A 24,116-nucleotide genomic window follows, 5' to 3' on the forward strand; every position below is an offset into this window, starting at 1 on the left:
TTGAAATTTTTGGGGGCCGTCCAGTGCCAAGGCGCCTGAGCGGTGACCGCTGTGCCGGCCGGCACATTGCTGTACTACAGACGTCAAGTATTGCACTAACCGAACCATTGTAGAAAGAACTGAGTGGCTGCGCGCCACTCATCAGGACTATTGCGCACGGAGCCAAAAGCATGCGCTCACGGCTTACAGCGCATGAACACTGGCCCCTGTTGCATTGCCTGCGCCGATTGCAAAAGAGTTCTGATGAAGAACCCGGTTAGCGGGCAGGTGTTTTGCGGCCAGCTTGTGGCTGGCGAGCATCAAAGCAGGCGCGGCTGAGTGACCACCACATCCACCGCCCCGTCCGACAACTGAGCCTTCAACGCCGCTCCCGGAACGGCCTGCCTGACCTGGGTCACAGCCCTTCCCTGCTCATCCGTCAGCAAGGCATAGCCGCGCTGCAGCACCAGGCGCGGATCCAGCAGTTGCAAGCGCAGGTCGATACGATCAAGCGCTTGCTTTTGCTGCTCCAGATTGCGCTGGAAGATATTGGGGAAATTGACCTGTAGCGCTTGCTGGTTCTGCGCAAGCCGCTGCAACTTCAATAGCATGGAGTGGCGCAGGCGCTGGGCCTGACGGCTGAGCTGCAGCTGGTTGCGCGCCAACTGCTCGCTGGGCCGCCCCAAACGCTGTGCAGCGATATCCAGGCGCTGGGCCTGGCGGTCCAGCACACGCTGCACCGCGTTGTCCATGCGGTCCTGGGCCAGAGCCAGCGCACCCAGCCAGACCTCGCGCGGCTGAGCTGCCAACTCGGCCGCAGCCGTGGGCGTGGGCGCGCGCAGGTCGGCGCAAAAGTCGGCAATGGTGAAGTCGGTTTCGTGACCCACGCCGCTGATCAGCGGCACCGGGCTTTGCACAATGGTGCGCGCCAGTTGTTCGTCGTTAAAGGCCCACAGGTCTTCCAGCGAGCCGCCACCGCGCACCAGCAAGATGGTGTCTATCACCGGCTGCCGTGCAGATTCAACACGAAAATCGCCGCTTGCCTCATTTCCCTCTTGCGCCAGGCGATACAGTTTTGATAGCGCCTGCACAAGCGACTGCGGCGCCTGGGGCCCCTGTACCAGGGCAGGAACAATTACCACCGGGATATGCGGCACGCGGCGGCGCAACGCCGTCACCACATCGTGCAAGGCTGCCGCCCCCAGGGAAGTGACCAGGCCAATACCGCGCGGCAAAGGCGGCAGCGGCCTCTTGCGCGCAGGGTCGAACAGTCCCTCGGACTCCAGCCGGGCCTTGAGGCGCAGAAACTGCTCGAACAAGGCCCCCTGTCCGGCTCGCTGCATGCTCTCCACCACCAGTTGCAGATCGCCACGCTGCTCGTAGACGCCTAGACGCCCTCTGACTTCGACCAGCTCGCCATCACGTGGCGAGAAACCGACCTGCTCGGCCGCACGACGGAACATGGCACAGCGAATCTGCCCGCTCGCGTCCTTGAGGTTGAAATAGCAATGCCCGCTGGCAGCGCGCGAAAAGCCACTGAGCTCGCCGCGCACGGCCACCGGATTAAAGCGCGCCTGCAAGGCATCGCCAATGGCGTGGCATAGCGCGCCAACTTCCCACACATGCGGCGTGGCTGCTGAGTTTGGACGTTCAAACATTGAATTCATGCGGTGTCAGCGAGGTCTTACGCGGGCCGGATTCTCCACAGATGTCGGCGTCCAGCCCTGTCGGCGACAAAGCCAGAAAAATCCTAAACAACACATGAGGAAAATCATCCATCTTATTGATTTAAAACAACTTATAAGGCTTCACACAGGTGTCAAACTCGTAACAAGCCTTTAAAGCGAAGCAGATAACCGACCGGCATAGCAACTAGATCACAAAGTTATCCACAGATTTCTGTGATATACGCGAAAGCATTCGCAAAGAATCGCAAGCACTTTGTGCCTGCTCTACCGCTCCAAGCTCCGTGCGCTTCAAGCGCTGCCGCACGATCTTGCTGCGCTGGCTCAAGCCTGCCGTACGAGGCCTGTAAAAACGGGTCGCAGCGGCACGGCAGTGGGTCATAATCGTCGGCTGCAATTTCTGAACGACGAGGGAGAGCAACGTTGCTGTCGATCATACAAGCCGCAGGATGGCCTATCTGGCCTTTGATTGCCTGCTCGATTTTGGCCCTGGCCCTGATTTTTGAGCGCTTTGCCTCGCTGAAAGCCAGCAAGGTCGCGCCGACCAATCTGCTCAATGAAGCGATTTCGGTCTCCACCAAGCACCTGCCCAGCGCTGAAACCACCCAGCAACTGGCCCAAAGCTCGGTATTGGGTGAGGTTCTGGCAACTGGTCTGCGTACCCGCCAGGCACATCCCGAAAGCAGCGAGGAAGAGCTGCGCTCGGCCATGGAGGGCGCGGGCCGCGCCGCCGCTCACAAGCTGGAAAAGTATTTGAGCGCCCTGGCCACCATTGCCTCGGCCGCGCCGCTGCTAGGCCTGTTGGGCACGGTGATCGGCATGATCGAGATTTTCGGCTCCCAGCCCGGAGCCAGCTCCGGCGCCGGCAACCCCGCCCAGCTCGCCCATGGCATCTCGATTGCGCTCTACAACACGGCATTCGGCCTGATGGTGGCCATTCCGTCGCTGATCTTCTGGCGCTATTTCCGCGGCCGTGTGGACGGCTATCTGCTGGGCATGGAACTGGCGTCCGAGCAGTTCGTGCGCCATCTGGGTCGCCTCAAGCCTGCCAAGTAAGAAGCGGAACGCATCCATCATGAACTTCCGTCCTCGTCACCGCGATGAGCCCGAGATCAATCTGATCGCCTTCATCGACGTGCTGCTGGTGGTGCTGATCTTTTTGATGCTCTCCACCACTTACAGCAAGTTCACCGAGCTGCAGCTGACCTTGCCGGTGGCCGACACCGAGCAGCAACGCGATCGCCCCAAGGAAATCATCGTCGGCGTCTCCGCTGATGGCCGCTACTCCGTCAACAAGCAAGGCGTGGATGACCGCAGCGTCTCCTCTGTTGCCGCCGCCCTGTCCGGTGCGGCAACTGCGGGCAATGACAGCGTGGTCATCATCAGTGCCGATGCAAACTCCCCGCACCAGTCGGTGGTGACCGTCATGGAAGCGGCCCGCCACGCGGGACTGTCGCAGATCACGTTTGCCACCCAGACCTCGGCCAGCGCAGGCAAGGCCAACTAGGAGCCCCTCGGGAAATGGGCAGCACATGAAAAAACGGGCCAGATGGCCCGTTTTTCTTTGCACCCATGCCATTTCTCAGGCCTGGAGTCCCAGCACCGTCAGATCCAGCTTGCCGCCAGAAACCGGCGGACACCAGAAATAGCAGCCCGTCAGCGGCCTGGAAAAGCGGAACAGTCCATCGCTGATGCCGTCATCCATGCCCAGCATGCGGCGCATCTGAGCCTCGAAAGCGTCAAAGCTGCAGCCAAAGGCGGAGAACATCAAGCCGCTGCGATCACTGCCCTGCGGGCTGACGCTCCACCAGGGCATTGAGCGTCGCACCACAAAGGCTTCCGGCTCAAAGCTCTCCTGCGCCGTGCGCTTGACATGGGCCGATTCAGGGGCATCGTCCAGCTCCTCGTTGTCGCTGCGGCGACGACCCACGGCATGGTCCTGCTCCGTGGTGCTCATGCCGCCAAAGGCCGAGTAGTCATGTTCCCACTGCTGCAAGGCCCAGTAGCTGCAGCCGTCCATTCCTGGCCCCTGCTCTGCCGCAATGCCGGCTGCCACGGCCTCATCGTCTTCGGGGTTCTCGGTGCCGTCTTCATAACCGGTCAGATCACGGCCGTGACCGTTGTCCGAACGCTGGTGCACAAAGGCATCCACGATGTGATCACGCTTGAAGACCGGCGCCAGCAAGTTGGTCAGCTTGGCCGTCAGAGCGATCAGCTCACCGCGTTGATCGCCGCGCAGCCACAGGCACAGCGCATAAGGTGTGCTGGGTGCTTCGAACTGCGGGCCCTTGAGGTGCGGGAACTCGCGCATCAGCGGCAGTTTCTTGTCCAGCTGCTGCAGCACCTGCAGGCCCAGACCCGCCACTACCTGCTGACCGTCAACACTGGTCTGCAATTTCTTCAGACTGTTCTGCAAATCTGCACCTGCACCGGCCAGGGTGAAGAAAACATAGCGCCCCTGTTCAGGAAGAGACGCCAGAATGCCTGCTTGTGCTTTTGTCATGGGGTTGCCGATTCAATGGTTGGAAAACACATCAAAGTTTAGTAGCGAATCAGCAGCGCCCCGCCAAGCCTTGAGCCGCTTGCCAGATTTGAAAAAATTCAGCCTCAGGCGCAAAAAAGTCGCGACTTTGCCCAAACCACCATTTTTCCGCTGCTAGAATTCATCCCATCGACGACAGGCGCGTAGCTCAGCTGGTTAGAGCACCACCTTGACATGGTGGGGGTCGTTGGTTCGAGTCCAATCGCGCCTACCAAACATCGCAAGCAAAACCAGAGCTTGCAAGCAAGACAGCCCGCTGCAAAGCGGGCTTTTTTGTTTCTACTCATCTCTTGGAACGCCGACGCATGGATCACGCCATGCATTGACCTCCGGCCGTCAATGTCGCTCTCTGCGTCGTTTTCACGCTCCGTCAGGGATGCTCGGCTCCACCAGGAGGGCAAGCAGCTGCAGCGACTCCTGCCAGCCCAGATAGCAGGCCTGCTCGGGAATCACGTCGGGAACGCCCTCCTGCACCACATGCAGCTCGGTGCCGCAAAACACGGCTTTCAAGTTCACGGTGGTGATCATTTCACCCGGCAGATTCGGGTCCTCGAAGCGGTCGGTATGGCGTATGCGCTGGCCCGGCACCAGCTCCAGAAACTCGCCGCCAAAGCTGTTTTGACTGTTGGCGGAAAAATTGATGAAGCTCATGCGATAGCGGCCGCCCACACGGGCGTCAAGTTCATGCACCTGCGCCGCGAAACCATGGGGCGGCAGCCACTTGACCATGGCTTCTGGGGTCGTGAAGGCCCGATAGACGCGTTCGGGCGGAGCTTTGATCACACGGTGCAGTCGAATGGTCTGTGGCATGCGAGACTCCTGAGGTAGAGGCCGCAAGCTTAGCTCTCATCACAATGACTGGCTACCAGCTTCTCGAGGATGCGCTCATCAACCGCTGCGTCGAAACAAGCGCCACTACAGAAAGCTCCATTGACCGGTCCGGCTCGACATTCACAGAACCCGGTGAAGGATTCGCCGGCTTTAGGCAGATGGCTGTCCATGGCGCGCGATGACGAGGTCGTCATCGATGCCGCCGACATCAACCACGAGGCATCGTCCAATCTGTGGTGCTTTTCTCTGTTCGATGACGAGTCCCTGGGCCTCAGCGCTGCAGCTCTTGTCGATTTCATCAACCAGGTCATGACAGCCAGGCGAGAGAAATTGAGCGGAAATTCATCCATGCTTTTCTATTGCTGGCATGACGCACAGACGAGGAACCTACGCTTCAGTCTTGTCTCCAGCACACATGGCCGGCTGCCTTTCGGCTGCGCCATTGACCCCTCTGCAGAGCTCGCCGCCATCGCAGAACATATCGTCAAGAAAGACTGGCTCAATGCAGACTGGGGCAAGACTGGGCCGAACGGCCCTGGTCCAGAAGCAGCCTTGAGCCTGCCCGTGTTCGTTGCCAACCTGTAGCAGCCAAACCCGGCCTTCAGACTCATCACTGCCCAAGCCAGTCACCGGCCTGAACGCTCCCGCCGCGATTCAGAAGCTGCCCACGGACATAGGGCACGGAACATGGCACACTGTGACAAACAGCAGCGAGAGCAATGCGGACCGAAGCATCGCTTTGCTAGTCGCAAGCTTGTCTCAGCCTCATGAAAACTGCCCCGGGAGTTCGTATGGGCAAAGGCAAACCAGACGCCGCAGTGGCGTTTTCTGCTATCGCATCCCCGCTTGTCGACTCGGCAGTCGAACAGGCCCGGCACATAGCCCGAGAGCCAGCCGCCGAGGGGATTCATCAATTGCGCGTTGCGCTGCGCAACCTGCTGACACTATGGTGGCTCTACCGCCCCCTGATGGGCGCCGAGGAATATGCACGGCAGCGCGGCTGCCTGAAATCGATTGCCGGCGCAGCAGGCAAGGCCCGCGATTACGACATTCTGATCGAGCTACTAAGCCGTCATGACAAATGCAGTGCAGCCGGCATTGCCGCAATATACGTCGCTCGCGAGGCAGCCTTGCAGGCTGGCAGAGAAATCCTGTCACCTCCGCATATACAGACATGCCTGCTGAAAACGCTGACACAAACAGAGGCAAGCTTGCGCGCCAAGCCTCGCCAGCTGCGATTGGGAGCACTTGCCGAAGCACGGATCGCAAAGTCCAGACGGCAGTTGCACCAACGCATCAAGCGGGCGATAACAGCGAACAAGCCAGATATCGAAGCATTTCACGATGTCAGAAAAGCTGGCAAGAAAACTCGTTATCTGCTGGAGCTGTTCGGACCTCTGCTGCCCAAAGATCATCACCGTCTGCTCAAACGCCTCAAGAAAATCCAGCAACCTCTCGGAGAGCTGAATGATCTTGCCGCCAGCGAAAGCCTGCTACGCCAGAACCTGCGCCTGATCTCCACACCGGATCAAGCGAAAAAGCTAGAACGCTGGCTCAAGAGAAAACGCAAACGTCGCCAGAGTACTCTGGCCTGCTCGCTCCGGCAGGATTGGCAGCCCAAGCGGCCCGGTTAAGGGCCTAATACGGCACCAGTATCAGTCCCACACAGGAGCCAGGCCATCGGGGCTGACTTCTCGCCCATTTCGCTCCAGCGCAGCGATCAGCGCCATGTCTTCGGCATCCAGCTTGAGGTCGCGCGCCAGCAGGTTGCTGGCCAGGTTCTCGCGCTTGGTGGACGACGGAATCACCGCATAGCCCAGCTGCAGCGCCCAGGCCAGGGCCACCTGCGCCACCGTGGCGCTGTGCTTGGCCGCGATCTGCGCCAGCACCGGGTCCCTGAGCTCCTTGCCGTAGGCCAGCGTCATGTACGAAGTGACCTGAATGCCCTGCTCCTTGAGGAAGCTCGTCAACTTCCAGCCTTGCAGATAGGGGCTCAGCTCGATCTGGTTGGTGGCGATCTGGCCCCTACCCACAGCGGCGATGGCCTGCTTGGTCAGTTCGATGTTGAAGTTGGAGATACCGATCTGGCGGGTCAGGCCCTTGGCCTTGGCCTCGGCCAGCGCCTCCATGTACTCGGACAGCTCCACGCCGTTGCCGGGTGCGGGCCAGTGGATCAGGGTCAGGTCCACATAGTCGGTACGCAGCTTCTTCAGGCTGTCTTGCAGGCTGGGGATCAGCTTGGCGCGGCTGTAGTTATCGGTCCAGATCTTGGTCGTGACGAACAGATCGCCACGTGCCACGCCGCTCTCGGCAATCGCCTGACCGACTTCGGCTTCGTTGCCATAGATCTGAGCCGTGTCGACAGCGCGGTAACCCACATCGAGTGCATTGCGCACGGAATCGATCACGGTCTGACCGGAGAGGCGGAAGGTACCGACGCCGAAGGAAGGAATATGGCTCATGAAATAACTCCTGAATGAGATTGAAGACGGCAGCCAGTCCTGAGCTTGCATGTCTGCTATCAGGCCAGGCTTTTCCGATGCCTGAAGTTTGCCCAACCCATATTTGTAGATTAAGCCCTGTATTTCACAAATTCTTTTGAAATAAAATCAAATATAAAAACTCGAATCTTGCGCCAGCAGTGACCAGTCTTCATCATCTTTGATAGCAACACGTGCCCCACCAGACATGGCTGCCATGCCCGCCGCGGGAATGCTGGCTTGGGTGCCATCGGCAATCACCAACAGTCGTTCCACCGAAGTGAATTCGGCAATGCGCCGGTGACCGGGGCAAACAGAGCCACAGACGAGCTCCCAGGGCGGTGCACTCGGTTGATATTTGCAAATCAAGCCTGGCATCTCCTCAATTTTCTTGAACTGAATTCAACAATGAAGACCACGCTCGATGAATTGCAGGCCTTTGTGGCCGTCGTGGACACGGGGTCCATCACCGCAGCTTCGGAGCTGCTGGGCCTGACAATTTCGGCTACCAGCCGCACGCTGGGGCGTCTGGAAGAAAAGCTGCAGACCACGCTGCTGCGCCGCACCACCAGACGTCTGGAACTCACCGAGGAAGGCGCCACCTTCTTGCAGCATGCCCGTGCCATTCTTGCATCGGTGGACGAAGCGGAGGAGCTGATGGCGGCGCGGCGCATGCGGCCGGCGGGAAGATTGCGTGTCGATGCAGCCACCCCTTTCATGCTGCATGTGCTGGTGCCGCTGATTGAAGGATTTCGTACGCGCTACCCCGAGGTGGAGCTGGAGCTGAACTCCAACGAAGGCATCATCGACCTGCTCGAAAGGCGTACCGACGTGGCATTTCGCATCGGCGTGCTCAAGGACTCCACGCTGCACGCCCGCCCTGTGGGCATCAGTCGCATTCGCGTGCTGGCCAGCCCGGCCTATCTCAAGCGCCACGGCATGCCGGCCAGTCCGACACAGCTCGCCCAGCACAGCCTGCTGGGCTTTACCCAGCCCGAGTCGCTCAACGACTGGCCGCTGCGCGACGCCGACGGCAACGCCGTGCGCATTCGCCCGGACATTGCCTCCTCCAGTGGCGAGACACTCCGGCAAATGGCGCTGGCCGGCCTGGGCATAGTCTGCCTGTCGGACTTCATGACCCGCGCAGACCGCGAGCAAGGAAATCTGGTGCAGCTGTTCGGCAAGCAGACACTGGACATCTGCCAGCCCGTCAATGCGGTCTACTATCGAAACACCGCACTGGCGGCGCGCATCACCTGCTTTGTGGACCATGTGGTGGAAACGCTGGGCAGCCGTCCCTTCGGAACCTGAGCGGCGCAAGCCGGCGAATCAAAGACGATGGCGGCTGTCATACCTGTGTCGCGATGACGCTGCGCAATGGGCCTGCAGCGCAGCACTTGCAGCGAGACTGTACCGCCGCAGCCCCGGCACGGGCTGCGCTGCTTTTGACTTGAACGCCGTGACTGAACGGTTTGCTTAGGGAGGTGCATGTGATCAGCATTTTGGGCATCGTTCTTTCACTCGGTCTGCTCATCACTTTGGCCTATCGCGGCGTCAGCGTGCTGCTGCTGGCACCACTGACAGCCCTGCTGGCCGTGGCCTTCGGTGCACCGGAGCTGATGCTGGCCAGCTACACCCAGATCTTCATGCTCAGCCTTGGCGGCTTTGTCATCGCCTACTTTCCGCTGTTCTTGCTGGGCGCAGTCTTCGGCAAGCTGATGGAAGCCTCGGGGGCAGCTCACATCATTGCCCAGGGCATTGCGGCAGCACTGGGCGAGCGGCGCGCCATACTCGCCGTGGTGCTGGCCTGCGCCGTTCTCACCTACGGCGGTGTTTCCCTGTTTGTCGTGGCCTTTGCGGTGTACCCCATCGCCCAGGCGCTTTTCCGGCGTGCCGACATCCCGCGCCGCCTCATGCCGGCCACGATTGCGCTGGGAGCCTTTACCTTCACCATGACGGCGCTGCCCGGCACGCCGGCCATCCAGAACGCGATTCCCATGCCCTATTTCGGCACCACACCGTTTGCCGCGCCGGGACTGGGCCTGATCGCAGCAGCCGTGATGCTGATGCTCGGCCTGTGGTGGCTGCACTGGCGCAGCGCGCAGGCGCGCGCCAGAGGCGAAGGCTTTACCGCCGAGGATGAAGCCCAGCAGCCGGCGGACGAACCTGCTCCAGAAGCAGAGGCCGCCCCCAGCCATCTGGAGCTGGGCAAGGCCTTGCTGCCTGTTGCCGTGGTGATCGCTCTGAACTATCTTTTATCGGTGCATGTGCTTGCAGGTCTGGACACGCGCTATCTGGCCGAAGCCCGTTTCGGCGCCACCAGCATCGAGGCGCTGCGCGGCATCTGGGCCGTGATTGCGGCCCTGACCGCGGCAATCTGCCTGCTGGTTGCCCTGTGGTGGGGCCGCCTGCCACAGCTCAAGCAACTGCTCGACGAAGGAGCCAGCGCCTCGGCCCTGCCGCTGCTGAACACAGCCTCCCAGGTCGGTTATGGAGCGGTCATAGCCTCGCTGGCAGGCTTCACGCTGATACGCGATGCGGTGCTGAATATCTACCCGGACAACCCGCTGATCTCGATGTCGATCGCCATCAATGTTCTGGCCGGCATCACCGGCTCGGCCTCGGGCGGCATGAGCATTGCCCTGCAGACCCTGGGCAGCACCTGGCTGCAGATGGGCGAGGCTGCAGGCCTGTCACCCCAGTTGCTGCACCGCGTCACGGCCGTCGCCACGGGCGGGCTGGACACCTTGCCGCACAACGGCGCCGTCATCACCCTGCTGGGCATCTGCCGGCTCACACATCGCCAGTCCTATCTGGACATTGCCATGGTGGCCATCGTCCCGGCCGTCGCTGCCCTTGCCGTCATCGTGGCGCTGGGCAGCCTGTTTGGCAGCTTCTGACCTCAGGCTCCCGGGATAAGGACCCAGGTATTTGCGCATCACGCAGGCCCGCTGGCGGCGGGAACTCCGGCCGCGCCCGTATGATCCCAACCCCTATGCCTCAAAACACCGTCCAAGCATCCTCCTCGCAACATGGCTTGCGCGCCCTCTGGCGCCAGCGTGGAGCGGGTGCCTGGCTGCTGTGGCCGCTATCGCTGCTCTATGGAGTGCTGCAGGCCTGGAACGCCAGGCGCATGCTCGGCCGCCAGCAAAGCACGGGTCTGCCAGTCATCGTCGTCGGCAATGTGATTGCGGGCGGCGCGGGCAAGACCCCCGTGACTCAGGCCGTGGTGGCCCACCTCAAGGCCAGGGGCTGGCAGCCGGCCATCATCTCGCGCGGCTATGGCCGCAGCATAGAGAGCGGGCAGGATTGCCGTGAGGCTCTGCCGGACAGCCCCGCCAGCGAGGTCGGCGACGAGCCCGCCCTGCTGGCGCGCAGCACCGGCGTGCCGGTCTTTGTCGCCTCCAGGCGCCTGGAGGCGGCGCAAGCGCTGCGCCAGCGCTACCCGCAGGTCGACGTGATCGTGAGCGACGACGGCCTGCAACATCTGGCTCTGGCACGCGATGTGGAGCTGTGCGTCTTCAATGATGAAGGAGTCGGAAACGGCTTTCTGCTGCCCGCAGGCCCGTTGCGCGAGCCCTGGCCTCGCCCGGTGACGGCCACACTACATGCCGGCCAGCCGCCCCGGCCACCGGGCTCTTCACCGGCGTTCGCACTGCAGCGCAGCCTGGCCGACACCGCCCACAACGGCCATGGCCAGAGCATCCCGCTGCGCAGTCTGGCCGCTCAGAGCCCGGAGGCCGTGGCCGCCGTGGCACGCCCCGAGTCCTTTTTTGCCATGCTGGCTGCCCAGGGCATCACTCCGGCGGCAACCCAGGCCCTGCCCGATCACTATGATTTCGAGAGCTTCTCTCGCACGCTGGAAAATGACAAACCCTTGATTTGCACCGAAAAAGATGCCGTCAAGCTCTGGCGCACCCATCCTGAAGCCTGGGCCGTGCCCCTTAGGCTGCAGCTGCCGCAGGCCTTCTGGGAGCTGCTGGATGCGCAGCTGGCCAAGGCCAACGCCAATATTCGCCGCGATGGCAAGCCAGCCTGACTATCATTGAGCCTATGGATCAACGACGTTTGATCACCTCTTTTTGCAGCGCCAGTTCACTGCTGGCGCCCTCATCCCGTTTTGCAGGAATACTCCATGGACGCCAAACTTCTCGAACTGCTGGTCTGCCCCGTCACCAAGGGCCCGCTGCGCTTTGACCGCGAGCATCAGGAGCTGATCAGCCACAGCGCGCGTCTGGCCTATCCCGTGCGCGACGGCATCCCGGTGCTGCTGGAAAACGAAGCCCGCACCCTGTCCGACGACGAGCTGGAAGAAGAAAAGCAATAAGCCATGAGCTATACGGTACTGATCCCGGCCCGCCTGTCCTCGACCCGTCTGCCCGGCAAGCCCCTGGCTGATATTGCCGGCCTGCCCATGGTGGTGCGCGTGGCCCAGCGCGCGGCTCTCGCCGGCGCAGCCCGCTGCGTGGTGGCGGCCGACGACGAGAGCATTGTGGCGGCCTGCGCCCAGCATGGCGTCCAGGCCATCCTGACCCGCAAGGATCATCCAAGCGGCAGCGACCGTCTGGCCGAAGCCTGTGCGCAACTGGGCCTGTCCGGTGACGATGTGGTCGTCAATGTGCAGGGCGACGAGCCGCTGATCGACCCCAAGCTGATCGAGGCTGTGGCGCAACTGCTGCTGGCACGTCCTGAAGCCAGCATGGGCACGGCAGCTCATCCTATTGATAGCCTGACGGATTACCGCAACCCGAATGTGGTGAAGGTTGTCTGTGACGCCAAGGGTCTGGCCAGCTATTTCAGCCGCGCCCCCATCCCCTGCTCACGCGACCACGGCGATGAAGCCTGGTGGCAGACGGCGGCCCCCAGGACCGGTCACACAGGTTTCACACCGCTGCGCCATATTGGCATCTACAGCTACAAGGCCGGTTTTCTGCGCGAGTTCCCACAACTGGCACCCGCCCCCACCGAAGCCATGGAGCAGCTGGAGCAGCTGCGCGCCCTCTGGCACGGCCACCGCATTGCCGTGCATATCACGCCCGATGCACCGGGTGCCGGCGTCGACACGCCCGAAGACCTGGAGCGTGTGCGCGCTGTTTTTGCTGGTTGAAAAAAGACCTGCGCACTTTGGCGACACCGGTCCGCAGGCTGTCTTCATCTGGGGCCGCTCACGCATCAAGCCGGCAGCTGCCCAGTCCGCGCACGCAGTCCCAAAGGGCCCTGGGCCAGTCCAGGAAAGCACTGATCGCTATACTTTCCGCATAGTCCGAATAGCATATGTAACGGCTTCGGCACCTGGATTACAACTACAGCAATCGCGTTTGCAGCGGATACATGCCTTCAATTGGCCGCACTTGTGACAGCCTTGACTGAATTGTGTAAGCCTGTGTTGGTCTTGTGCGTGCTATCCTTGCCCGCGAAAAAATACGGCCCGGGGACTACGGACGACCACCCGTCTGCCTGGGCCAGCAAGAATTTCTACTCTCCTCAAGGATTTCCATGAAACTGATTTTGTTGGGTGCACCCGGCGCCGGCAAAGGCACTCAGGCGGCCTTTATTTGCCAAAAGTACGGTATCCCTCAAATCTCCACGGGCGACATGCTGCGCGCCGCCGTCAAGGCTGGCACCCCTCTGGGTCTGCAAGCCAAGGCCGTGATGGACGCCGGCCAGCTGGTCAGCGACGATCTGATCATCAACCTGGTCAAGGAACGCATTGCTCAGCCCGACTGCGCCAAGGGCTTCCTGTTTGACGGCTTCCCCCGCACCATTCCCCAGGCCGATGCCATGAAGGCCGCCGGCGTGAAGCTGGACTATGTGCTGGAAATCGATGTGCCCTTCGACGCCATCATCGAACGCATGAGCGGCCGCCGCAGCCACCCCGCCTCGGGCCGCACCTACCACGTCAAGTTCAACCCTCCCAAGGTGGAAGGCAAGGACGACGTGACCGGTGAAGACCTGGTTCAGCGCGAAGACGACAAGGAAGAAACCGTCAAGAAGCGCCTGGACGTCTACAGCAGCCAGACACGTCCTCTGGTGGACTACTACAGCAACTGGGCCAAGGCCGATGCAGCAGCGGCCCCCAAGTACCGCGCCATCAGCGGCACAGGCAGCGTGGAAGAAATCACCGAACGCGCTCTGGCCGCTCTGGCTTCCTGATCGCCCTGATCACTCGCTCATGGAGCCTTGCCGACTTTCGCGGCCAGGCATCTCTGGGAAAAAAAGGCTGGTGTCTTCACCGGCCTTTTTTGTTTTTGAAGCTCGCGCTCCCGGCCTTCAGGCTGGCATCAGCCCGGTGCAGGAAAGCTCCACCAAGGATGGCGTTGCAGCCATCAATATTCATAGCTGCCTACGCCTAAATTCATTAGATTTCAAACCAAAACACCATAAATACTCTTTATTAACACAGACCAGCAGCTCTCATAATAAGAGCATCAACCCAATTCGCGAGGCCAGCCCATCAGCTCCAGCATCAGGCTGATTCTGGCCTTGGCCGCCGGCAGGCTGCTCACACGGCCATCCCCCGCTCTCTCGGCCTGCACCACCTGCCCCTCCTCGCACCGGGTCGTGATGCGCAAAGCCATGCCTTGCGCCTGCGCCCAGTCCAGGGCTGCCCCCAATGCCTGATGGACCGTGCCATTTCCCGTGCCGACCACCACCACGGCACGCACGCCTGCCGCATACCAGGCCTGCATCACCGCCAGCGCTACGGCACTGTTGCAGCCCGCATGGCTGTGCAGCAACTCCACCTGGGGCCATTGACCTGCGGGCGGTAAAGCGATTGCAGGCAAGCCAGCCGCAGCAGCCCTAGGCAGCCCGCCCGTTGCCCAGCGCACCCGTCCCTCTTCCACCCAGCCCTGCGGGCCGGTGCCACTGCCATCAAAGGCATCCACACGGTAGGGATGCACCTTGCGCACCTGGCGCGCACTGAACACCCGGCCCGCCACCACGGCAAGCACACCGCGGCCCGCAGCCTGCATGTCGGCCGCACAGGCCACGGCATCGCGCAGATTGCCGGGGCCATCGGCCGAGATGGCTGTGGCCGGGCGCATGGCACAGGTCAACACCACGGGCTTTGCCGGGTGCAGAACGCATTGCAGAAACCAGGCGGTTTCCTCCAGCGTGTCCGTGCCGTGGGTAATGACGATGCCGCTCACATCATCACGCGCGAGCAACTCGGCACATCGCAGTGCGAGTGCATGCCAGGTCGCGTGATCCATATCCTTGCTGTCCAGCTGCGCCAGCTGCTCCGTCTGCAGCGACGCAGCAGCAACGCGTTCCAGGTCCGGCACGGCCTGCAGCAGCTGGGCCACGCCCAACTGGGCCGCACGGTAGCCCACACTGGTGCCAGCCTGCTCGGCGACACCGGCAATCGTGCCACCGGTGCCCAGGATGACGATATTTTTGTCACGTTCCACTTGCAGTCCTCTTCAAACTGATTAAAAATACAGGTACTGGATGAACACACAGTATTCATCATCGATCGATCAAGGAATGCCCATGGACCACCCCAAGCTCACTCCCCGCCAGCAGCAGATTCTGGACCTCATCCAGTCCAGCATCGCTCGCACGGGTGCGCCCCCTACCCGGGCCGAGATTGCCAGCACCTTCGGCTTCAAGTCGGCCAATGCTGCAGAAGAGCATTTGCAGGCACTGGCCCGCAAGGGCGTCATAGATCTGGTCAGCGGCACATCGCGCGGCATTCGCCTGCGCGCCGATACCGTGCGCACCATCAATGCGGCACGCGGCACCAGCTTTGCGCTGCCGCTCACGGCCCTGGCCCCGCTAGTGCTTCCTCTGGTCGGCCGCGTCGCTGCCGGCTCGCCTATTCTGGCCCAGGAACATATCGATCAGAGCTATTCGGTCGAGCCCAGCCTGTTTGCCGCCAAGCCCGACTACCTGCTCAAGGTCCGCGGCATGTCCATGCGTGACGCGGGCATCATGGACGGCGACCTGCTGGCGGTACAGGCTACGCATGAAGCGCGCAACGGCCAGATTGTGGTGGCCCGCCTCGGTGACGACGTGACCGTCAAGCGCTTCAAGCGCACGCCTCAAGGCATCGAGCTGCTACCCGAGAACCCCGACTACAAGATCATTCACGTCGATCCTGAAGAGCCATTCGCCATCGAAGGCCTGGCCGTAGGCCTTATCCGCAACAGCATGTTCATGTAACGGGCAGACGGCGTCCCTCCGTCCATGCAGCGGAGGCACCGAGCCTCTTTCCCTCTCAAGCCCAGGTGGTAGGCGCGAAGCCGTTGAGCTTCTCCCTGGGCGGAGCTTTGCCTGAAGAACGCAATCCTGCCTTTATCCATGCCGCAAGGTCATCAAAGGAGTTGCCAAATGGGATTCGCCACATCACTGCAGTCTTTGACACGCCGGACCCTGAAAAGCCTGTCGTCCATGCAATCTTTCCCCCCGGACTTGCGGTGCGGCGAGGACGGCGCAGCCGCCACGCAGCCTGCTTCCCTCAATGCCCGTGGGCCGAAGGCAACGCGGATCGGCATTCCTTTCATGCGCGCCAACCGCAGCTGCGGCCGTCTCGCCGGCCATGCGCTTCGCATTCAGTCCGTTGCAGCCGCCCAGCTACATGTGCCGATGACCGCCGAACCTGCGCAGGTCGGCGCTCCGCGACTGCTCAAGATCGTGCAGCGTGAGCCGCACAGTCAGCCCGAATGCCTGCTGATCTCGGGCCGCATGGCCGATGTCTGCGCAGCGCTGGAGCGTATGGCACTTCATGAGCAAACAGCCCCGCAAGTCTGAAAGCACAGTGAGGTTTGACGGCCTGCACTTATGCGGCCCCGAGCCCGACCCGCAATAGGCCTGCAGGCGGAGCAACAAAGCTTCCATATGCATCCAACAGGAAGCCATTTCAGCGCTCTTGGCCCATTGGCTGGCAGATATGACGCCAGACGACTCTGCCAGCAGTGCATAGGCGAAAAACTCGATATCGCCAAAGCAGACCCTCTGCCTTGGCGCCGAACGATCTGGATCGCCATGTAAATTTTTTACTGATGCTCTGCAGGAGCCTGTCCGCCGAAACGCATTTCGCACAAGCCTCGCAGCCTTCTAAACTCCTTGTCAGGCGCGAATATGCGTCAGAGCGGATACCCGGATCAGGGTATTGCGGCACCTCTTCGACAGTGGAAACATTCATATACACATGTCAACGAGGGCGTCTTATGAGTGCCTACCGCAAGCTCTTGCAGCACATACAGGCCAAAGACGCCAATGGGAACCTGCGCCTGATTCTGGTCTATCAGAGCTTTGATGAGGTCGACATGCCGCATGGCGTCTCCATACGCCCGTCTGCCATTTACTTTGAAACTGCCGATCACCAGGAGGTCAACTGGCTCAATCCACAGCAGTTCGAGATAGAGGCCACTGGCGAAATCCTCAATCGCGTTCCCCCTTCGCCCGAGGAATGAAACAACTCGACGCGATCGACCCCGTTACAGAGTCTTACCTCCTGTCTACAACTCTGCTGCATTCAAGAACTAGGCATTGCGCGGCTCGAAATATTGGAATAAATTGATTCTCAGGCACATCTTCCGGCATCAGGAGGCTGAACATGTTCAAGCACCTGCTCATTCCCACCGATGGCACCAAACTGTCAGAGGCTGCCGTGCGTGCTGGCGTTCTGCTTGCGCGTGAACAAGGCGCCAAGGTGACCGGCCTTTATGTCATGCCCGATTACCGCGCCATCATCTACGGCGCGGACGCACTGCTGACTTACAACAGCGCAGAGTTCGAGCGAAGTGCCAACAGCGATGCAGATGCGGCTTTGCAGTTCGTTGACCAGATTGCCAGACCTGAAGGCGTACCCTGCAACTTTGTGCGAGTCACCCACGCCTCTGTTTACCAAGCCATTGTTCAGCAGGCGCAGGAATTGCAGTGCGACCTGATTTGCATGGCCTCACACGGTCGCAAAGGTATCGGCGGAATTTTGCTGGGCAGCGAAACCCAGCGCGTTCTGACGCACAGCCATGTCCCGGTGCTTGTACACCGGCCCGCCTCCACCGGCAAACATTAAGGAGCCAGAAATATCGAATAGCAGTCCTGCATGTCGCACGCTTGCCTCGATACAAGATGAGCAAGCGACTTGCAAGTCATGGCTGCAAAATGCAGGCCAGCCAGTCAGGAGTTGCTGGCCGCTCCCGATGGGGCAACCTGTCAACCGTTCAAACGCGTCAGCAACAGTGCAAGAGCGATAAACGGCGATTGAGGCCAAAGTAACGCCTCTGCCAAATATTCAAATGCATTGACTGTGTGAGCTGCAGAACCGGATCGAGAGGACCCCGAAACTTGCCCGCCTTGCGCGGGCATTTTTTTGGCTGCTAGGCACATCGCTCCGATACTTCTCCCAATCGCTCACGATGCCCAGGCAAGGTGAACAGAATCTGGAGATTCTGCGAGTCCATTTGCTGCACCACGATGGAGCCGTCTTCGTGCAGATAGATCCGCACAGAGCGTGCATCATCCAGATCCCAGTGCGCAACGCTCGTATTCACCCCCCGCCAGCCATGCTCCTCGCACAGCCGACGCCGGCGCAAGGCCTTCAAAAATTCCTGCGAAGCACCAAGCTCTGCATTGGTTTGCACCCAGCTGTCGATCACCAACTCATAAGCCATCTGCTGCGTATGGCAAGGCTTGGCCAGCTTCATGTGCCTGATCCAGGCATCTAGACGGGAGGCAAAAGTGTATTGCAGGTGGTGGGACATGGGCTTTTTTTGAATTCAGTAGGGCACAGGGCTAGATCGCCACTTGCGCATCAAAAATCAGAATTTTCCTACGCCCAATTTACCGAAAAGTGCAGCAGAAACAAAATCTACATCACCAATAGGTTCAGGGTTTAACACTGCTTGATGACTGGCCTGAGAGACAACTGGCAAAGCGCGACTGGCCAGAGCCACGGTGAACCCTGAGCCTGCACGGCGACATATCTCAAGGATTGGATAAGCTGGCTTTTGGATGCTTGTCAGTTGCTCAGCCACCGCATTGCCAAGTATTTCGGGAGTACCTACCGATGACTTGCTTGTTGGTATTCAGGCAAGGCGATTCAGCCCTGCTTTCGATGATTCAGGCCTAGAGCATCGTCTTCCTAAAATTCAATGCGCCCCTCTAAAAATTGTCATCATCAGGCGACTTCTACGCTCAAACCCATGCCGGCTCAGAATAGATTTCATTAAAAAAATCTATCTTTTCACTCAGTTACTTAGCACGGCCACTTCATCAAAAAAAGATGACAGCGGCACCGGCAAAGCACCTCCCCAGCGCTTCAGAGAAGCTCACACAGCAGATCTGCTCTGTCCATTAGCGCGATCTGTAAGTGCCTACATACTTCCTTACATCCGCTTGATACAACATCAGTCAAATGCAATGAAATGTCAGCTCGCAGGTCCTGCGGCAAGTCGTTGAGCAACAGGGAGTGTCGTCATGAGAAAAGTTAATCCTGCCGCCAAGAACGCGAACCGCGCTTTTGTCCGTCTGCACACGTATGTGACCAAGCAATTCGACTGGGATCTCTTCACCAAGGACTACCGGGTAGTCCTGCACACAGACGAGGACGGAGGCGTCACCCTCTATATCGTCAAGGTCTTCGACAAGGATGGACAGCCTGCCGCACTAGGCCCAAAGATCCCTAACCAGATTACGTTCTCTTACCGTCAAGCTCCCATCATGTCGGTATGGACAGAGTTCTTTAACGACGGCAAATTCAGTTGGCGCAATGTCTCCTGCCGCTAGGGCGCGGCGGCGGTGGAGGATGGTGGCTTGGCTGTCGGCATAGACACCCGCCGCAGCGCCAGGAGCGCCATCCTGTCCAACACATTCAGGAGAGTTGCATGACCCGCTTCCAACCGATGCTTGCAACTGCTGCCCTGCTCAGTCTCATGACGCTACATCTCAGCAGCAGCTCCATGGCACAGGCCGCCTTTACAACCCCGGGCGGCTACACCAACTCCTACAGCGGCCAGATCACGGGCAACGGTATCGTGCAATACGGGCTCGAAACACGGCCCTTCCAGCGCATGACCGTCACGCTCAACACCAACAACCCGTCCAGCCAGATGAACGTCTTCAAGGACGGCTCTGCCCAGCCTCTATGCCAAGGCTCGGCCAACAACAACATCTGCACCTTCCGCATCGAGCGTGGTGCCAGCTATCGCGTGCTGATCTTCCTCACACGTGAAGCCGCCCAGCGTGGCGAAAGCGCACGCTTTACGCTCACCACCGAAGAAAGCACCTGACAGCTTGACTGCCGTCAAGAACCCCTCAGTCCATGGCTTGTAAACTGGCTTCAACAGATTCAAAGTGAAAGCCCGTTACACGATATGGAAAACTTTCCCAAGGACATCTACACCGAGCCCACGCCCGATGTGAATACCCTGGCCAACCTCGGCCCCCTCACCGGCATGGCCGGCATCTGGACCGGCAAGCGCGGCCTGGATATCAACCCCAAGGCTGACGGCCCCGAAAAGCAGGCCTTTATCGAGCACATGGAGTGCCAGCCTATCGATGCGCAAACCAACGGCCCACAGCTCTTCTATGGCCTGCGCTACCACACACGCATCGTCAAGCCCGATGACGTGGAAACCTTTCACGACCAGGTCGGTTACTGGCTGTGGGAGCCTGCCACCGGCAACATCATCCAGACCCTGACCATCCCGCGCGGTCAGACCGCCATGGCCACGGGCAAGACCACGGCCGACGCCACCAGCTTCACTCTCAGGGCCGAGCGCGGCTCCACCGTCAACGGTATCTCCAGCAACCCGTTTCTGGAGCATGCCTTCAGAACCGACGCCTATACCATCACCGTCACCAAGCACTCGGACGGCACCTGGTCGTACGAGCAGGAAACCACGTTGACCATCCCCGGCCAGAGCAAGCCTTTTTCCCATACCGACCGCAACACCTTGCACAAGATTGGCGAGCCCACGCCCAACCCAACGGCAAGGGCCGCAGTTGAAATCTGATTAGCGCTCTCAAAGGACTCCACGCCCTGGCCGAATTCACTGGATCCGCAGGGCGCACACTCCCCGATTACCGCATCGCCCGCGATGGCCTTACGCAGCTGACCATGGTCCTTACGGGCAAGAAGGCGCTTGCCTTCAAACTGGCTTATATGCATGTGCCTTTCAACGCATGGAGGCCATTCGCCGCAGGCTGCCGGCATTCGGCGCTTGGAGCTGGCCTTCAATCTGGTCGCGAAGGCTGCACCGCGCTGCGTTCAAGACCTCTATACAGGGCGATGCCGACAAATGGCAGCACAGCAGCCACCTGCCCAACCTGAATTACGGCCGCCCCACCCTGCGCCATGTACCGCCGGTTGTGACCGAGCTGAGGCCGGCCTCCTTCGACAGCCTGCCATGGCGCATTGCCGACGGCGAGATCATCGGTTCGACCGATGCCCAACTGGCCAGGCTGGCAACAGCCGCAGGGCATGCTGCGCATGACGTTCGGATAGTCTGCTTTTGATAGCTTCTGCATGACGTTCGGATAGTCTGCTTTTGATAGCTTCTAACGCTTTATGGATAAGGGCTTGAGGCGGCTTCTACCTGCGCCTTCATGAATTTGATTTCCATCAAGAAACCGTCTGAATACTCATTTCAAGGTGTTGCATTAGCAGCCCTGGAGTGTGAGTATGAGCTCAGTGATCGATCGAATTGATTTGGCAACAAGACGCGCACCTATGCGCAAGGAGGCTGGATATGTTCAAGCACATTTTGATTCCTACGGACGGCTCTAAGCTCTCTGAGGCCGCGCTGCGCGCGGGCATACAACTGGCCAAGGAACAAGGCGCACAGGTGACGGCGCTGTATGTGATGCCGGATTACGCAGCCATGATTTACGGAGCGGAGGCGCTGATCGCCTACAACTCTGCGGAGTTCGACAAGAGCGCCCAGAAGGAAGCAGATCAGGTGTTGCAAGCTGCCCTGGACATTGCCAAGACCGAGGGCGTGGCCTGCCAGACGGTGCGGGTCACGAATATCTCCATCAATCAGGCCATCATCAAGCAGGCGCAGGAGGGTAACTGCGATCTGATCTGCATGGCATCACACGGCCGCAAGGGCATTGCCGGCATTTTGCTGGGCAGTGAGACCCAGCGCGTACTGGTCAACAGCAGCATTCCAGTTCTGGTGCACCGCCCGGTTTAGGCCTGATCGACTGCAGCGCAGCCACTTCCCGGCCGCTCTCACAATGCAAGCAACGCCCCATCGCCCTCGTGCGGTGGGGCGCTTTTTCATGGGCCGATCGTCGTGTAGCATCGGTGCATCAAATTGTGAACCTTTGGTTCCATTTGTCACGCCGGCAGCGGCGTCTCTGGTTCATTTTGAAAAAGGGAAAACGCAGATGAGTCACGCAATCGCAACCGATGCCGGCCTGGCGTGGCGGACCGGCCCGATTCGCCCGAGAGCCTGCACCTGCGGCAGCGTGGTGTGCCAGTTGCTGCATGAGCGGGTAATGAGCGATATGTCGCGCCGCATGTTTGTGGGCGGGGTGGCGGCCATGATGGCGCCATTTGTGGCCCTGCATGCTGCCGAGACAGGCGTGGGCGGGGCGGCCAGGCCGGCCGACCGCCCCGTGTTGCTGACCAATCTGCGCCTGTTTGACGGTACGGGCAAGTCGGTGCGTCAAGGCGTGCAGGTGTTGATCCAGGGCAAGCTGATTGCCGCCCTGCCCTCCGCCGGCGAGAAGGTGGAAGGTGCCCAGGTGATCGACTGCCAGGGCAAGCTGGTGATGCCGGGCATGATCGATACGCACTGGCACACCATGCTGGCAGCCATTCCGCAGATGACGGCCATGACGGCAGATCTGGGCTATCTGTACATCTCCGCCGCGCAGGAGGCGCAGCGCACGCTGATGCGCGGCTTTACCTCGGTGCGCGACGCGGGCGGCCCCGCCTTTGCGCTCAAGCGCGCGATCGACGAGGGCATGGTCCCGGGCCCGCGCATCTATCCCAGCGGGGCAATGATTTCTCAGACCTCGGGTCATGGCGATTTCCGCCTTCGCAGCGATATTCCGCGTGCGGCGAACGAGCCGCTGAGCATGGTGGAGCAAACCGGCGTGGCCATGATTGCGGACGGCGAGGCCGAGGTTCTGCGCCGCGTGCGCGAGCAGTTGATGCTGGGGGCATCGCAAATCAAGATGCTGGCAGGCGGCGGCGTGGCATCGCTGTATGACCCGCTGGACAGCACCCAGTTCACCGAGAAGGAGCTGCGCGCCGGCGTGGAAGCCGCCGCAGACTGGAACACCTATGTGATGTCGCATGTTTACACGCCCAAAGGCATCAAGCGGGCCATCAAGGCGGGCGTGAAGAGCATCGAACACGGCCAGTTGGCCGACGAGGAAAGCGTGCGCATGATGCGCGACGAGGGCGTGTGGTGGAGCCTGCAGCCATTTCTGCAGGACGAGGACGCCAACCCCTATACCGATGCAGTGCGCCGCGAGAGCCAGTCGCGCGTGGCCCAGGGCACGGTGCGCGCCTATGAGATGGCGCAGAAGTACGGCATCAAGACGGGCTGGGGCACGGACATTCTGTTCAGCCCCAAGGGCACTGTCACACAGGGCAAGCAACTGGCCAAGCTGACGCGCTTTTACGACCCCATGACGCTGCTGAAGCAGGCCACGGGCACCAACGGCGAACTGCTGGCCCTGTCGGGCGAGCGCAACCCCTATCCCCAGCCGCTGGGCCGCATCGCCCCTGGCGCATTTGCCGATCTTCTAGTGGCCGATGGCGACCCGACGGTGAATCTGGACTTCCTGAGCAGCCCGGAACAGAACCTGCGCCTGATCATGAAGGACGGCAAGGTGTACAAAAACACGCTGTAAGGGAGACAAATGACCCAGTACATCAACACCACTCCAGGCATGGCAACGGCGGCGCTGGCCGCGAGCCTGCTGGCAGGCACGCCGGCCTGGGCACAGGACAAGACAGCAGCCGATGCATGGCGCTTTCAGCTCACGCCCTATGCATGGATGACGGGGCTGGACGGCAGCGTCCGCCCGTTCAGAGGAGCGCCAACGGTGAGCGTGAACAAATCGTTCTCGGACATTCTGGAGGACCTGGACGCTGCAGCCTTTGTGAACGGCACGGCACGCAAGGGGCAATATGTGCTGCAGGGCGACTTCAGCTACGCCGCTACATCGGACAAGGCTGCCCTACCCTTAGGCCTGAGCGCAAATGCCAAGATTCGCCAGACCTCGCTGACGATGACCGGCGGGCACAACTGGATGCTGAGTCCGCAGTCGAGCGTTGACCTGATGGCGGGCCTGCGCCTATGGCAGATCAAGGCCAAAGTGAGTGTGCCAGGGGTAGGTTCGGCGCAGTCCAACACCTCGTTCGTTGACCCAGTGGTCGCCGCACGCTGGCGCTACGATATTGCGCCGCGCTGGTCCACCTTGGTGTATGCCGATATGGGTGGGCTGGATGTGGGCTCGAAGTTCACCTGGCAGGTGCACGGCTCGGTGAACTACCAAGTCAAGGAAAACATCTTTGTGTCCGTGGGCTACCGCCACCTGAGCGTGGACTACCGTGACGACGGCAAGCGACTGGACTTCAGCCAGAGCGGCCCGATCGTCGGTGCGACGTTCAGGTTCTGATAACCA

28 protein-coding genes and 1 tRNA gene are annotated in these 24,116 nt (G+C 60.6%); 22 read left to right on the top strand and 7 right to left on the bottom strand.

Annotation, left to right across the window (positions count from 1 at the left end; translation table 11 throughout):
- Nucleotides 1–299: 299 nt before the first annotated feature.
- A complete protein-coding gene (gene xseA, locus CSE6_RS08465; RefSeq protein ID WP_152668549.1) occupies nt 300–1,637 on the bottom strand; it encodes an exodeoxyribonuclease VII large subunit in 1,338 nt (445 codons plus the stop codon).
- A 450-nt stretch (nt 1,638–2,087) separates the two neighbouring features.
- On the opposite strand from xseA, the gene CSE6_RS08470 reads away from it, so the two are divergent.
- A complete protein-coding gene (locus CSE6_RS08470; protein ID WP_034358265.1) occupies nt 2,088–2,720 on the top strand; it encodes a MotA/TolQ/ExbB proton channel family protein in 633 nt (210 codons plus the stop codon).
- Between the two features lie 19 nt (nt 2,721–2,739).
- The gene (locus CSE6_RS08475; RefSeq protein WP_003054027.1) at nt 2,740–3,171 is read left to right on the top strand and encodes a biopolymer transporter ExbD; all 432 of its coding nucleotides are present in this window, start codon (nt 2,740–2,742) and stop codon (nt 3,169–3,171) included.
- A 75-nt stretch (nt 3,172–3,246) separates the two neighbouring features.
- Here the strand turns inward: CSE6_RS08475 and CSE6_RS08480 are convergent, their stop codons facing one another.
- Nucleotides 3,247–4,167, bottom strand: a complete 921-nt coding sequence (locus CSE6_RS08480; RefSeq protein ID WP_034358269.1) for a Dyp-type peroxidase — start codon at nt 4,165–4,167, stop codon at nt 3,247–3,249.
- A 176-nt stretch (nt 4,168–4,343) separates the two neighbouring features.
- Here CSE6_RS08480 and CSE6_RS08485 point away from each other — a divergent pair.
- Nucleotides 4,344–4,420: transfer RNA gene (locus tag CSE6_RS08485), tRNA-Val, on the top strand.
- 146 nt (nt 4,421–4,566) lie between these two features.
- Here CSE6_RS08485 and CSE6_RS08490 read toward each other — a convergent pair.
- Nucleotides 4,567–5,016 carry an SRPBCC family protein gene (locus CSE6_RS08490; RefSeq protein WP_059440338.1) on the bottom strand — a complete coding sequence of 150 codons (450 nt, stop codon included), beginning with the start codon at nt 5,014–5,016 and terminating at the stop codon, nt 4,567–4,569.
- Between the two features lie 189 nt (nt 5,017–5,205).
- On the opposite strand from CSE6_RS08490, the gene CSE6_RS08495 reads away from it, so the two are divergent.
- Complete coding sequence (locus CSE6_RS08495; RefSeq protein WP_059440339.1) at nt 5,206–5,622, top strand: hypothetical protein; 417 nt, start codon at nt 5,206–5,208, stop codon at nt 5,620–5,622.
- A 206-nt stretch (nt 5,623–5,828) separates the two neighbouring features.
- A complete protein-coding gene (locus CSE6_RS08500; protein WP_059440340.1) occupies nt 5,829–6,671 on the top strand; it encodes a CHAD domain-containing protein in 843 nt (280 codons plus the stop codon).
- 21 nt (nt 6,672–6,692) lie between these two features.
- On the opposite strand, the gene dkgB is transcribed toward CSE6_RS08500, so the two are convergent.
- Together dkgB and CSE6_RS26685 are read right to left on the bottom strand one after the other, a co-directional pair.
- A complete protein-coding gene (gene dkgB / locus CSE6_RS08505; protein WP_059440341.1) occupies nt 6,693–7,499 on the bottom strand; it encodes a 2,5-didehydrogluconate reductase DkgB in 807 nt (268 codons plus the stop codon).
- A 147-nt stretch (nt 7,500–7,646) separates the two neighbouring features.
- Complete coding sequence (locus CSE6_RS26685; protein WP_274522619.1) at nt 7,647–7,781, bottom strand: hypothetical protein; 135 nt, start codon at nt 7,779–7,781, stop codon at nt 7,647–7,649.
- 144 nt (nt 7,782–7,925) lie between these two features.
- On the opposite strand from CSE6_RS26685, the gene CSE6_RS08510 reads away from it, so the two are divergent.
- From CSE6_RS08510 to adk, 6 genes are all read left to right on the top strand, one after another.
- On the top strand, nt 7,926–8,828 hold the full coding sequence (locus CSE6_RS08510) for a LysR family transcriptional regulator (protein WP_045839518.1): 903 nt from the start codon (nt 7,926–7,928) through the stop codon (nt 8,826–8,828).
- A 179-nt stretch (nt 8,829–9,007) separates the two neighbouring features.
- The gene (locus tag CSE6_RS08515) at nt 9,008–10,417 is read left to right on the top strand and encodes a GntP family permease (RefSeq protein ID WP_034379530.1); all 1,410 of its coding nucleotides are present in this window, start codon (nt 9,008–9,010) and stop codon (nt 10,415–10,417) included.
- Nucleotides 10,418–10,512: 95 nt separating this feature from the next.
- Entirely contained in the window at nt 10,513–11,556 is a 1,044-nt protein-coding gene (gene lpxK, locus CSE6_RS08520; RefSeq protein WP_059440342.1) for a tetraacyldisaccharide 4'-kinase, read from the top strand.
- 96 nt (nt 11,557–11,652) lie between these two features.
- On the top strand, nt 11,653–11,844 hold the full coding sequence (locus CSE6_RS08525) for a Trm112 family protein (RefSeq protein WP_003054006.1): 192 nt from the start codon (nt 11,653–11,655) through the stop codon (nt 11,842–11,844).
- 3 nt (nt 11,845–11,847) lie between these two features.
- A complete protein-coding gene (gene kdsB, locus CSE6_RS08530; protein WP_034358284.1) occupies nt 11,848–12,624 on the top strand; it encodes a 3-deoxy-manno-octulosonate cytidylyltransferase in 777 nt (258 codons plus the stop codon).
- Nucleotides 12,625–13,013: 389 nt separating this feature from the next.
- A complete protein-coding gene (gene adk, locus CSE6_RS08535) occupies nt 13,014–13,670 on the top strand; it encodes an adenylate kinase (protein WP_003062884.1) in 657 nt (218 codons plus the stop codon).
- A 275-nt stretch (nt 13,671–13,945) separates the two neighbouring features.
- Here the strand turns inward: adk and CSE6_RS08540 are convergent, their stop codons facing one another.
- Nucleotides 13,946–14,929, bottom strand: a complete 984-nt coding sequence (locus CSE6_RS08540) for an asparaginase (RefSeq protein ID WP_059440343.1) — start codon at nt 14,927–14,929, stop codon at nt 13,946–13,948.
- Between the two features lie 82 nt (nt 14,930–15,011).
- Between CSE6_RS08540 and lexA the strand changes: the two genes are divergently transcribed.
- The 4 genes from lexA to CSE6_RS08560 all read left to right on the top strand — a co-directional run bounded on the left by lexA (nt 15,012) and on the right by CSE6_RS08560 (nt 17,541).
- Nucleotides 15,012–15,683: a transcriptional repressor LexA gene (gene lexA, locus CSE6_RS08545; RefSeq protein WP_034358608.1), complete on the top strand. Its 672-nt coding sequence runs from the start codon at nt 15,012–15,014 to the stop codon at nt 15,681–15,683.
- Nucleotides 15,684–15,911: 228 nt separating this feature from the next.
- Nucleotides 15,912–16,271: a hypothetical protein gene (locus CSE6_RS08550; protein WP_238585664.1), complete on the top strand. Its 360-nt coding sequence runs from the start codon at nt 15,912–15,914 to the stop codon at nt 16,269–16,271.
- A 419-nt stretch (nt 16,272–16,690) separates the two neighbouring features.
- On the top strand, nt 16,691–16,936 hold the full coding sequence (locus tag CSE6_RS08555) for a hypothetical protein (protein ID WP_034358289.1): 246 nt from the start codon (nt 16,691–16,693) through the stop codon (nt 16,934–16,936).
- A gap of 143 nt (nt 16,937–17,079) precedes the next feature.
- A complete protein-coding gene (locus tag CSE6_RS08560; protein WP_045839521.1) occupies nt 17,080–17,541 on the top strand; it encodes a universal stress protein in 462 nt (153 codons plus the stop codon).
- Between the two features lie 304 nt (nt 17,542–17,845).
- On the opposite strand, the gene CSE6_RS08565 is transcribed toward CSE6_RS08560, so the two are convergent.
- Nucleotides 17,846–18,172, bottom strand: a complete 327-nt coding sequence (locus tag CSE6_RS08565; protein WP_238585665.1) for a hypothetical protein — start codon at nt 18,170–18,172, stop codon at nt 17,846–17,848.
- A 772-nt stretch (nt 18,173–18,944) separates the two neighbouring features.
- On the opposite strand from CSE6_RS08565, the gene CSE6_RS08570 reads away from it, so the two are divergent.
- From CSE6_RS08570 to CSE6_RS08600, 7 genes are all read left to right on the top strand, one after another.
- The gene (locus CSE6_RS08570; protein WP_003053988.1) at nt 18,945–19,253 is read left to right on the top strand and encodes a hypothetical protein; all 309 of its coding nucleotides are present in this window, start codon (nt 18,945–18,947) and stop codon (nt 19,251–19,253) included.
- A gap of 98 nt (nt 19,254–19,351) precedes the next feature.
- On the top strand, nt 19,352–19,756 hold the full coding sequence (locus tag CSE6_RS08575) for a hypothetical protein (protein ID WP_003062872.1): 405 nt from the start codon (nt 19,352–19,354) through the stop codon (nt 19,754–19,756).
- 84 nt (nt 19,757–19,840) lie between these two features.
- Nucleotides 19,841–20,482 (top strand): FABP family protein, encoded by a 642-nt coding sequence (locus tag CSE6_RS08580; RefSeq protein ID WP_034409793.1) that lies wholly within the window; start codon nt 19,841–19,843, stop codon nt 20,480–20,482.
- A 169-nt stretch (nt 20,483–20,651) separates the two neighbouring features.
- The gene (locus tag CSE6_RS08585; RefSeq protein WP_034358296.1) at nt 20,652–20,984 is read left to right on the top strand and encodes a hypothetical protein; all 333 of its coding nucleotides are present in this window, start codon (nt 20,652–20,654) and stop codon (nt 20,982–20,984) included.
- A gap of 233 nt (nt 20,985–21,217) precedes the next feature.
- Entirely contained in the window at nt 21,218–21,664 is a 447-nt protein-coding gene (locus CSE6_RS08590) for a universal stress protein (RefSeq protein ID WP_003062865.1), read from the top strand.
- Nucleotides 21,665–21,860: 196 nt separating this feature from the next.
- Nucleotides 21,861–23,339, top strand: coding sequence for an amidohydrolase family protein (locus CSE6_RS08595; protein WP_034409797.1), 1,479 nt, complete (start codon nt 21,861–21,863; stop codon nt 23,337–23,339).
- 9 nt (nt 23,340–23,348) lie between these two features.
- Nucleotides 23,349–24,110, top strand: a complete 762-nt coding sequence (locus CSE6_RS08600) for a YfaZ family outer membrane protein (protein ID WP_045839524.1) — start codon at nt 23,349–23,351, stop codon at nt 24,108–24,110.
- The last annotated feature ends 6 nt before the right edge of the window (nt 24,111–24,116 follow it).

The organism is Comamonas sp. E6 (genome assembly GCF_001010305.1).
GTDB classification, from domain to species: domain Bacteria; phylum Pseudomonadota; class Gammaproteobacteria; order Burkholderiales; family Burkholderiaceae_C; genus Comamonas; species Comamonas thiooxydans.

Bases quoted from the DNA above. Each gene is read 5' to 3' on its own strand.
- CSE6_RS08500 (WP_059440340.1), top strand. From the start codon at position 5,829: ATGGGCAAAGGCAAACCAGACGCCGCAGTGGCGTTTTCTGCTATCGCA.
- CSE6_RS08550 (WP_238585664.1), top strand. From the start codon at position 15,912: ATGCAATCTTTCCCCCCGGACTTGCGGTGCGGCGAGGACGGCGCAGCC.
- CSE6_RS08480 (WP_034358269.1), bottom strand. From the start codon at position 4,167: ATGACAAAAGCACAAGCAGGCATTCTGGCGTCTCTTCCTGAACAGGGG.
- CSE6_RS08510 (WP_045839518.1), top strand. From the start codon at position 7,926: ATGAAGACCACGCTCGATGAATTGCAGGCCTTTGTGGCCGTCGTGGAC.
- CSE6_RS08600 (WP_045839524.1), top strand. From the start codon at position 23,349: ATGACCCAGTACATCAACACCACTCCAGGCATGGCAACGGCGGCGCTG.
- CSE6_RS08565 (WP_238585665.1), bottom strand. From the start codon at position 18,172: ATGAAGCTGGCCAAGCCTTGCCATACGCAGCAGATGGCTTATGAGTTG.
- CSE6_RS08490 (WP_059440338.1), bottom strand. From the start codon at position 5,016: ATGCCACAGACCATTCGACTGCACCGTGTGATCAAAGCTCCGCCCGAA.
- adk (WP_003062884.1), top strand. From the start codon at position 13,014: ATGAAACTGATTTTGTTGGGTGCACCCGGCGCCGGCAAAGGCACTCAG.
- CSE6_RS08570 (WP_003053988.1), top strand. From the start codon at position 18,945: ATGAGAAAAGTTAATCCTGCCGCCAAGAACGCGAACCGCGCTTTTGTC.
- CSE6_RS08560 (WP_045839521.1), top strand. From the start codon at position 17,080: ATGTTCAAGCACCTGCTCATTCCCACCGATGGCACCAAACTGTCAGAG.
- kdsB (WP_034358284.1), top strand. From the start codon at position 11,848: ATGAGCTATACGGTACTGATCCCGGCCCGCCTGTCCTCGACCCGTCTG.
- lpxK (WP_059440342.1), top strand. From the start codon at position 10,513: ATGCCTCAAAACACCGTCCAAGCATCCTCCTCGCAACATGGCTTGCGC.
- CSE6_RS08575 (WP_003062872.1), top strand. From the start codon at position 19,352: ATGACCCGCTTCCAACCGATGCTTGCAACTGCTGCCCTGCTCAGTCTC.
- CSE6_RS08555 (WP_034358289.1), top strand. From the start codon at position 16,691: ATGAGTGCCTACCGCAAGCTCTTGCAGCACATACAGGCCAAAGACGCC.
- CSE6_RS08585 (WP_034358296.1), top strand. From the start codon at position 20,652: ATGGAGGCCATTCGCCGCAGGCTGCCGGCATTCGGCGCTTGGAGCTGG.
- CSE6_RS08475 (WP_003054027.1), top strand. From the start codon at position 2,740: ATGAACTTCCGTCCTCGTCACCGCGATGAGCCCGAGATCAATCTGATC.
- CSE6_RS08590 (WP_003062865.1), top strand. From the start codon at position 21,218: ATGTTCAAGCACATTTTGATTCCTACGGACGGCTCTAAGCTCTCTGAG.
- CSE6_RS08580 (WP_034409793.1), top strand. From the start codon at position 19,841: ATGGAAAACTTTCCCAAGGACATCTACACCGAGCCCACGCCCGATGTG.
- dkgB (WP_059440341.1), bottom strand. From the start codon at position 7,499: ATGAGCCATATTCCTTCCTTCGGCGTCGGTACCTTCCGCCTCTCCGGT.
- CSE6_RS08495 (WP_059440339.1), top strand. From the start codon at position 5,206: ATGGCGCGCGATGACGAGGTCGTCATCGATGCCGCCGACATCAACCAC.
- xseA (WP_152668549.1), bottom strand. From the start codon at position 1,637: ATGTTTGAACGTCCAAACTCAGCAGCCACGCCGCATGTGTGGGAAGTT.
- lexA (WP_034358608.1), top strand. From the start codon at position 15,012: ATGGACCACCCCAAGCTCACTCCCCGCCAGCAGCAGATTCTGGACCTC.
- CSE6_RS08595 (WP_034409797.1), top strand. From the start codon at position 21,861: ATGAGTCACGCAATCGCAACCGATGCCGGCCTGGCGTGGCGGACCGGC.
- CSE6_RS08525 (WP_003054006.1), top strand. From the start codon at position 11,653: ATGGACGCCAAACTTCTCGAACTGCTGGTCTGCCCCGTCACCAAGGGC.